The 8,718-nt window shown below is 59.8% G+C and carries 7 protein-coding genes; 3 read left to right on the forward strand and 4 right to left on the reverse strand.

Annotated elements, in window-relative coordinates; all coding sequences use genetic code 11:
- Nucleotides 1-24: 24 nt before the first annotated feature.
- Nucleotides 25-1,962: a murein transglycosylase gene (gene sltY, locus PFH44_RS11185; protein ID WP_045860062.1), complete on the reverse strand. Its 1,938-nt coding sequence runs from the start codon at nt 1,960-1,962 to the stop codon at nt 25-27.
- 269 nt (nt 1,963-2,231) lie between these two features.
- Between sltY and ettA the strand changes: the two genes are divergently transcribed.
- On the forward strand, nt 2,232-3,899 hold the full coding sequence (ettA, locus tag PFH44_RS11190; RefSeq protein ID WP_041143956.1) for an energy-dependent translational throttle protein EttA: 1,668 nt from the start codon (nt 2,232-2,234) through the stop codon (nt 3,897-3,899).
- 86 nt (nt 3,900-3,985) lie between these two features.
- Here the strand turns inward: ettA and nadR are convergent, their stop codons facing one another.
- From nadR to serB, 3 genes are all read right to left on the reverse strand, one after another.
- On the reverse strand, nt 3,986-5,218 hold the full coding sequence (gene nadR, locus PFH44_RS11195) for a multifunctional transcriptional regulator/nicotinamide-nucleotide adenylyltransferase/ribosylnicotinamide kinase NadR (RefSeq protein WP_283825035.1): 1,233 nt from the start codon (nt 5,216-5,218) through the stop codon (nt 3,986-3,988).
- Between the two features lie 149 nt (nt 5,219-5,367).
- Entirely contained in the window at nt 5,368-6,750 is a 1,383-nt protein-coding gene (gene radA, locus PFH44_RS11200) for a DNA repair protein RadA (RefSeq protein ID WP_041143954.1), read from the reverse strand.
- Nucleotides 6,751-6,759: 9 nt separating this feature from the next.
- Nucleotides 6,760-7,731 carry a phosphoserine phosphatase gene (serB, locus tag PFH44_RS11205; protein ID WP_045860068.1) on the reverse strand — a complete coding sequence of 324 codons (972 nt, stop codon included), beginning with the start codon at nt 7,729-7,731 and terminating at the stop codon, nt 6,760-6,762.
- Nucleotides 7,732-7,834: 103 nt separating this feature from the next.
- Here serB and PFH44_RS11210 point away from each other — a divergent pair, with 103 nt between their 5' ends.
- Nucleotides 7,835-8,470, forward strand: coding sequence for a YtjB family periplasmic protein (locus tag PFH44_RS11210; RefSeq protein ID WP_045860070.1), 636 nt, complete (start codon nt 7,835-7,837; stop codon nt 8,468-8,470).
- Nucleotides 8,471-8,481: 11 nt separating this feature from the next.
- On the forward strand, nt 8,482-8,718 hold a 237-nt coding region (locus tag PFH44_RS11215; RefSeq protein WP_463671544.1), incomplete at its 3' end, for a lipoyl protein ligase domain-containing protein.

The raw sequence follows: 8,718 nt of genomic DNA on the forward strand, positions 1-8,718 counted from the left end.
TATGCCGCCCGCAGGCCGTCGGCGCTAGTAACGCTGCTGCCACTCCGCATCGGTGAGCATTCCCGCTTTCTCACCCATGAAGTAGCGATAGTAGGCGTCATAGGAGAGCACGTTCTTCACGTAGCCGCGCGTTTCCGAGAACGGAATGCTCTCGATAAACGCCACCGCGTCGATCCGACCGGCGCTATTGCTCCGCCAGGTGCGCACGCGCCCAGGTCCGGCGTTGTAGGCGGCGGATGCGTAAATGCGGTTATTGCCGAACTGCTGATAAACGTACTGCAGATAGCTGGTGCCAATATTGATGTTGGTCTCCGGATCCAGCAGCTGCGACGGGCCGCCGTAGCCGGCAATATTAAACATCCCAACCGTATGGGTAGCGGTACCCGGCATAATCTGCATCAGGCCGCTGGCGCCAACCGGCGAGCGGACCTTCGGGTTCCAGGCGCTCTCCTGACGGGCAATCGCCATGGCGTAGCTTTGCGAAATGTCCTTGCCGCTGATGTAGCGGGAGAAAAGATCGTTCCAGGCCAGCGGGAAGCGCTCTTCCAGCTGATCCCACAGCTTCCCGGCGATCGTCGCCTGCACGCTCAGATCCCACCAGTGCTGGTTGAAGGCGTAGCGCGCCAGCTGGGCCTGCTGATCTTTGGTTCGGCTGGTCACCAGGTTCGCCCACTCGCTGCGCGCGGTGTTATCCATATTCCAGTACATCAGCTCGCGCACCCTGGCCATTTCCGGCCCCGAGGTCAGCGCCGAATCGAGGGTGGCGGGCGCCTTGTCGATGCGGAAGGTGAACGCTTCCCCCAGCCGCTGGGCGGCAATCATCGGGTAGAAACCGCGCTGCTGCATCAGCGAACGGAGGATGGCTTTCGCTTCATCGTCACGCCCGCGCTCCAGCAGCAGATCCGCCTGCCAGTAACGCCACTCGTCTTTCTCTTTGGCCTCCATCGGCAGGCGCGACAGCCAGGTGTTCAGGCCGCGACGATCGCCGGTCCCCAGCGCCATGCGCACGCGGCGCTCCACCAGCGGCGTGGACTGCGAGCGCATAATGGCGTCATCGCGCCAGGCCGCCTGCTCGTCGGTCACGTCGGTGCCCATCAGGCGCCAGGCGACGATATCGCGCAGCGCCTGGGTTTGATCGTCATTGAGCTGCTGCGCCTGGACCAGCGAAGGGATCATCAGTCGGGCGTTTTCAACGTCCTGACGCGCCACGCTCTCAAAGGCCACCGCCGCCATCTGGCGGGTGAAATCGGTGGCTCCGGTGGTGCGGGCAAAATTCATCACGGTATTCGGATCGTTAGCCAGCGCCACGATCGCCGAAGAGATGGTCAGATACTCAGGCGGCATCTGCTGCGCCAGCGATCGCACCAGGCTGGTGTTGCCCGCCTTCATCGCCAGGCGGATGCGTTCGAGCCAGGCCAGCGGGTCCTGCTGGCCGGAGGCGCGCCAGGCGCTAAACAGCGCGTCGCACGCGTTGGGCTGGCTTTTACCGGTAAGCCACAGCGTTTTTGCACCGTCCCAGGCCTCCTGCGCCTGGCCAACGCTCAGCTTCGCATAGTAATAGTTACACTGCGCCTCGGTGCTGGCGGGCTTATCGGGGCTAAACGCCAGCAGGCCCTGCCAGTCGCTGCGGCGGGCCAGCTCGTTGACGAAGCGGGATTTCAGGGAGCGCGCGGGCGGAAGCGTGGGGTTAGCCTCAATAAAATTCTTCACCACCAGCGCCGGCTGGTTCATCAGGTCATCGGTTATCTGCCGGTACTGGAGGTACGGGTATAACGGATAGGTCGACAGCGTGGGCATCAGCTCGTCGACGACCGACATCTGCCGGCTATCCCACGCCTGCTTAATTTGGGCGTAGCGGCTGCGCTGTTCATCCAGTGAATCCGCATGCGCCAGCTGGCTAAGCGTCAGCAGGCTTACGCCGGCAGCCAGAAGACGCCATGCCGTAGTTTTGGCCTTTTCCACAAGCTATTCCCCTAGTTAAGTCCATCAGAGCAGCATCGTGCCGCTTTTAAAATATTCCGGTATCGCTTTAGATATGCTAACCAGACAACGCCAAACGCGCCACGTCCTGAACATTTTTTTACTCTTCTGTGAATCCCATCGCCTCTCTGGGATTAAAGCGCGAAAAAGGCTACACTTCGCCTTTGAAAACTATTCACTACCCTACTCAAAATCATTCTCGCTAATGCAGCCTGAAGGTTGAAGAGTATATAAAAGAGGCGAAGTCCAACGTGGCTCAATTCGTTTATACCATGCATCGTGTCGGCAAAGTGGTTCCGCCGAAACGTCATATTTTGAAAAATATCTCCCTGAGCTTCTTCCCTGGCGCGAAGATCGGCGTTCTCGGCCTGAACGGCGCCGGTAAGTCCACCCTGCTGCGCATTATGGCCGGTATCGATACCGATATCGAAGGCGAAGCCCGCCCGCAGCCGGGCCTTAAGATTGGCTACCTGCCGCAGGAGCCGAAGCTCAACCCGGAGCAGACCGTTCGCGAGTCCGTGGAAGAGGCGGTTGCCGAAGTGGTTAACGCCCTGAAAGGCCTCGATGAGGTGTACGCTAAGTATGCCGAGCCGGACGCCGACTTCGATAAGCTCGCCGCACAGCAGGGCAAGTTCGAGGAGATAATCCAGGCGCACGACGGCCATAACCTGAACGTCCAGCTCGAGCGCGCGGCCGACGCCCTGCGCCTGCCGGACTGGGATGCCAAAATCGCCAACCTCTCCGGCGGTGAGCGCCGCCGCGTGGCGCTGTGCCGCCTGCTGCTTGAAAAACCGGACATGCTGCTGCTCGACGAACCAACCAACCACCTGGATGCCGAATCCGTGGCCTGGCTGGAACGCTTCCTGCACGACTTCGAAGGCACCGTTGTGGCCATTACCCACGACCGTTACTTCCTTGATAACGTCGCCGGCTGGATCCTCGAGCTCGACCGCGGTGAAGGCATTCCGTGGGAAGGCAACTACTCCTCCTGGCTGGAGCAGAAAGATCAGCGTCTGGCCCAGGAAGCCTCTCAGGAAGCGGCGCGCCGCAAGTCCATTGAGAAAGAGCTGGAGTGGGTCCGCCAGGGCGCCAAAGGCCGTCAGTCTAAGGGCAAAGCCCGTCTGGCGCGCTTCGAAGAGCTCAACAGCGTTGAATACCAGAAACGTAACGAAACCAACGAACTGTTTATTCCGCCTGGAGCACGTCTGGGGGATAAAGTCGTTGAGGTCACCAACCTGCGTAAATCCTACGGCGATCGCCTGCTGATTGACGACCTGAACTTCTCGGTACCGAAAGGGGCCATCGTCGGGATCATCGGGCCAAACGGCGCGGGTAAATCCACCCTGTTCCGCATGATGTCCGGTCAGGAACAGCCTGACGCCGGTTCTATTACCCTGGGTGATACCGTCAAGCTGGCCTCCGTCGATCAGTTCCGTGACGCGATGGATAACAGCAAAACCGTGTGGGAAGAGGTCTCCGGCGGGCTGGATATCATGAAGATCGGCAACACCGAGATGCCGAGCCGCGCCTACGTTGGCCGCTTTAACTTCAAGGGCGTCGATCAGGGCAAACGCGTCGGCGAGCTGTCCGGCGGTGAGCGCGGTCGTCTGCACCTCGCCAAGCTGCTGCAGGTTGGCGGTAACGTTCTGCTGCTCGATGAACCAACCAACGACCTGGATATCGAAACCCTGCGCGCGTTAGAAAACGCCCTGCTGGAGTTCCCGGGCTGTGCGATGGTTATCTCGCACGACCGCTGGTTCCTTGACCGCGTCGCGACCCACATTCTGGATTACCAGGATGAAGGCAAGGTGGAGTTCTTCGAAGGTAACTTTACCGAATACGAAGAGTACAAGAAGCGCACCCTCGGCGCCGATGCGCTGGAGCCGAAGCGCATCAAGTACAAACGTATTGCCAAGTAATAAGAACAGGTAATAAAAAACGGGTGGCCCAGGCCACCCGTTTTTCTGTTCATCGCCGCCGCCGCATAATACGGCCATCGCGCCCGTTAGCCCGGCTCGCCCATCAGCTGCTTCACCAGCTCAACGCAGCGCAGAAAGCGCGTATCGTAGTCCGCCTCTTTCACGTGCACGAAGTCTATTTCGTTCTCTTTCAGCAACGACACCAGCAGGGTCTGGAACTCCGTACGATCCACCGAGCTTCCCAGACTGCGTAAACCGTCGGCCACCCACGGCGTATTGTTCTCCAGCAGGATAACCAGGTCGAAACGGTACTCGTCAATCAGCGCCTGGACGAAGGGATGCTCGCGGCCTTCATACTTCAGACAGAACGCCTGGGTACTGACAAAATCGGTATCGATGAACGCCACTTTATTGGCATATTTCACAGCAAAATCAATGTACTGCGCGTGCCCAAGCGCAATTTTATCATAGTCAGAATACTGCAGCGCCATCTCGTCACCGCCCAGATGCGAGAAGACGTAGTCCCGGCCATACTCCCAGGCACTGGTGGTATTGAAGATGTTGGCCAGCTTATTGACCAGCGTCGATTTACCGCTCGATTCGCCGCCGAGGATCGCCACCGTACGCACGAAGAACGGCTTCACTTCGGTGGGGATATATTCCCAGTAGCGGAACGGGTTTTCGCGGATCTGCCCGCCGCTGATGCTCATAAAGGTCCGTTTAGGATCGATAAGTACCGTTTCGATCCCCAGATGCTCCAGATACTGCGGGGCGTCGGACTCTTCCGAGGTATAGATCCAGTTCGGCTGAATGCCCTTCTCGTCCATAAAGGCGCGGATCCCGTGGCTCCAGACGTCCCAGCCGTGCGGATAAGGCTCCATCCCCTCTTCATTAAAGGCGTGAATGCGGATGTTTTTCTGGTATTTGAAGGTTTGCAGCAGCCAGCGCAGGCGGTCGGGCACCGTCGGCTGCTGCGACATGGCGCTCTCTTCAAACAGCTCGCGGTCGCGAGTATCGTCATAGCCCATGATGATATGCAGCTCGTCGACCTGGCTGCAGGCGCGCTGGATCAAATAGATATGGCCGGTATGCAGCGGGTAAAATTTACCAAACACCACGCCGACGCTTTTCTGCCGACGCGGGAACTCAAGGCCGAGAAAGCGGTGCAGGGCTTCCAGCTTCTGCGCGCTCGGGCTCTTAATTTTCGCATTCAGCAGCTGGCTCAGATAGCCTTTGGTCATCCCGCTGGCTTCAGCCACCTGCTGCAGCGTGCAGCCTTTTTGCTTAATCGCGGTTTTGAGATAGTCGAACGATGACACAAGAGCCTCCTGCTTGAGCAATACTGAAAAAATATCCTGTGGGTTTCTGCTGGCGGCAAGCGCAAATCCCGATGAGCTGAGTGAACTCAGTGATTCGGGCAAGCGACGCCGCCAACACACCTGCCGCCGGAAAGGCGACGGATATTTAATTATAAGTCGTCAAAAACGCTTAGCGCATCCGCAAGCTTTTTCACGCCAAAGATTTGCATCCCTTCCGGTACTTTTTTCGGCACGTTGGCCGCCGGGACGATGGCGCGGCGGAAGCCGTGCTTGGCCGCCTCGGAGATGCGCTCCTGGCCGCTGGGCACCGGGCGGATCTCGCCGGAGAGCCCCACTTCGCCAAACACCACCAGATCGTGCGGCAGCGGACGATCGCGCAGGCTCGACACCATCGCCAGCAGCAGCGCCAGGTCCGCGCTGGTTTCCGCCACCTTCACCCCGCCAACGACGTTAACAAACACGTCCTGGTCGGCCATCTGCAGGCCGCCGTGACGGTGCAGCACCGCCAGCAGTATCGCCAGACGGTTCTGCTCCAGCCCCACGGCCACGCGGCGCGGGTTGGACATCATCGAGTGATCGACCAGCGCCTGAATCTCCACCAGCAGCGGACGGGTGCCTTCCCAGACCACCATCACCGAGCTGCCGGAAGTGACCTCATCGCCGCGGCTGAGGAAAATCGCCGAAGGGTTGCTGATTTCGCGCAGCCCCTGTTCGGTCATCGCGAAGACGCCCAGCTCATTCACCGCGCCGAAGCGGTTCTTATGGCTGCGCAGGGTGCGAAAGCGGGAATCGGCGTCGCCATCCAGCAGCACCGAGCAGTCAATACAGTGTTCGAGCACCTTCGGCCCGGCCAGCGAGCCGTCTTTGGTGACGTGACCCACCATGATAATCGCCACGTCGCGGGTTTTGGCAAACCGCGTCAGGTAGGCGGCGGTCTCACGCACCTGGGCCACGCTGCCCGGCGAGGACTGGACGTCGGCCATATGCATCACCTGGATCGAGTCGATGACCATCAGCTGCGGCTTCTCTTCGTCGGCGATCTGGCAAATTTGCTCAATGCTGGTTTCGGAGAGCATGTTGAGATTGGCCGTTGGCAGCCCCAGACGATGCGCGCGCATCGCCACCTGCTGCAGCGACTCTTCCCCGGTGACGTACAGAGTTTTCATGCCTTCCGCCAGCCGGCACAGCGTCTGGAGCAGCAGCGTCGATTTCCCCGCGCCCGGGCTGCCGCCAATCAGAATCGCGCTCCCCGGCACCACGCCGCCGCCAAGCACGCGGTCAAACTCCTTAAAGCCGGTGGAAAAGCGCGGCAGCGCCTCGAGGCTGATCTCCGAAAGTTTCTGCACCTTCGACACGCCGGCATTACCGGCGTAGCCCGTCAGACGCTCGTTTCTCGCCACCTGCGGCGAAGCGGCAATACGCACCTCGGTGATGGTATTCCAGGCATGACAGGCGCTGCACTGCCCCTGCCAGCGGGGGTAATCCGCACCACATTCATTACAGACAAATGCGCGTTTTGGAGCTTTCGCCACGTTAACCTCTTACTTTTGGTTCATGCTGCCCGAGAGAATACAGAATACCCCCATCAGGTCAGCGTGGCGGATTGTCACTTCCGCCAGCTCGTTCACTTTTGGTTTTGCATGATAGGCGATACCGAGGCCCGCGGCCTTGATCATCGGCAGATCGTTGGCACCGTCGCCAATAGCCACGGTTTGCGCGGGCGGAATTTCATATTTTTCCGCCAGCTTGCGCAGCGTCGCGGCTTTGTACTTAGCGTCGACGATATCGCCCGTCACGTTGCCGGTTAGCTTACCGTCCATAATTTCCAGCTCATTGGCGAACACGGCGTCGAGATGCAGCTTGTCGCGCAGGTACTCGGCAAAGAACGTGAAGCCGCCGGAGGCGATAGCCACCTTCCAGCCCAGCGCTTCCAGCTTCAGCACCAGCTGGGTCAGCCCCGGCATCAGCGGCAGCGCGTCGCGCACCTGCAGCAAAATATTCGCATCGGCATCTTTCAGCGTTGCCACCCGCTGGCGCAGACTGGCGGTAAAGTCCAGCTCGCCGCGCATCGCGCGTTCGGTCACTTCCGATACCAGCTCGCCGGTTCCCGCCAGCTTCGCAATTTCATCGATACACTCGATCTGAATGGCGGTGGAGTCCATATCCATCACCAGCAGCCCCGGCGAGCGCAGGTGCGGGATTTTGCCCAGCGGCGCGACGTCCAGCCCGGCTTCGTGCGCCAGCCGGGTTGCGCGCAGGGTCAGAGAGCCGGCCAGACGAATCACCTGATAGTCCTCAACGACCCAGGAGGCGACGATAACCAGCGCCGCGCCCAGCTCACGCTGCCAGTCGGTTAAACGGCGCTTATCAAGGCCCCGGCCGTAGAGCAGCCAGCCGCTGCGTCCGGCGTGATAATCCAGCGGCATGACCTCATCACCGCTCAGCGAAAGCGGTAATCCAGGCCACAGGGAAACATCTTCGGGCAGATCGCACCAGGTCAAACTGTTTGGCATTACGGCTCCAGGTTTCTTCATTCAGGCGAGGAAAATAACGCATGAGGCTACCTTGTAACCAGCGCTTCTGGCAACATTAAGCTGCAAATATTAAAGGTGGAATATGGTACGCGCAAAACTGAAATTCCGACTGCATCGCGCCGTCATCGTTCTGATCTGTCTGGCGCTTCTTGTCGCCCTGATGCAGGGAGCCTCGTGGTTCAGCCAGAACAGCCAAAAGCAGCGTAACCCGCAGCTGGAAGAGCTGGCCCGCACGCTTGCCCAGCAGGTGTCGCTAAATATTGCGCCGTTAATGCGCAGCGAAACGCCCGATGAGAAGCGCATCGGCCAGCTGCTGGAGCAGCTGACCCGACAGAGCCGCATCCTGGACGCCGGGGTCTATGACGACCAGGGCGATCTGGTGGCCCGCTCCGGCGAAGGCGTCAACGTGCGCGACAGGCTCGCCCTCGACGGCAAAAAGGCCGGCGGCTACTTTAATCAGCAAATCGTCGAACCTATTCAGGGCAAAAACGGTCCGCTCGGCTACCTGCGCCTGACGCTGGATACCCATACGTTAGCGACCGAGGCAAAACAGGTGGATAATACCACCAATATTCTCCGCCTGATGCTGCTGCTGTCGCTGGCTATCGGCGTCGTGCTGACCCGCACCCTGCTGCAGGGTAAACGCACCCGCTGGCAGCAGTCGCCATTCCTGCTTACCGCTAATAAGCCGGTACAGGACGAAGATAAAGATGAATAAGGAAATCGCCAATGTCGACGCTACGCCTGCTGCTCTCCGACTCTTACGATCCGTGGTTCAACCTCGCGGTTGAGGAGTCTATTTTCCGCCAGATGCCGGCAACCCAGCGGGTGCTGTTCCTGTGGCGCAACGCCGATACGGTGGTGATTGGCCGGGCGCAAAACCCGTGGAAAGAGTGCAACACCCGCCGGATGGAGGAGGGTAACGTGCGCCTGGCCCGCCCCAGCAGCGGCGGGGTCGCCGGTTTT

The sequence above is a fragment of the Klebsiella sp. Ech2A genome, from assembly GCF_030078455.1.
GTDB classification, from domain to species: Bacteria; Pseudomonadota; Gammaproteobacteria; order Enterobacterales; family Enterobacteriaceae; genus Klebsiella; species Klebsiella terrigena.

Excerpts from the sequence above, each read along its gene's own strand:
- serB (WP_045860068.1), bottom strand. The coding sequence starts at position 7,731 with ATGCCAAACAGTTTGACCTGGTGCGATCTGCCCGAAGATGTTTCCCTG.
- PFH44_RS11210 (WP_045860070.1), top strand. The coding sequence starts at position 7,835 with ATGGTACGCGCAAAACTGAAATTCCGACTGCATCGCGCCGTCATCGTT.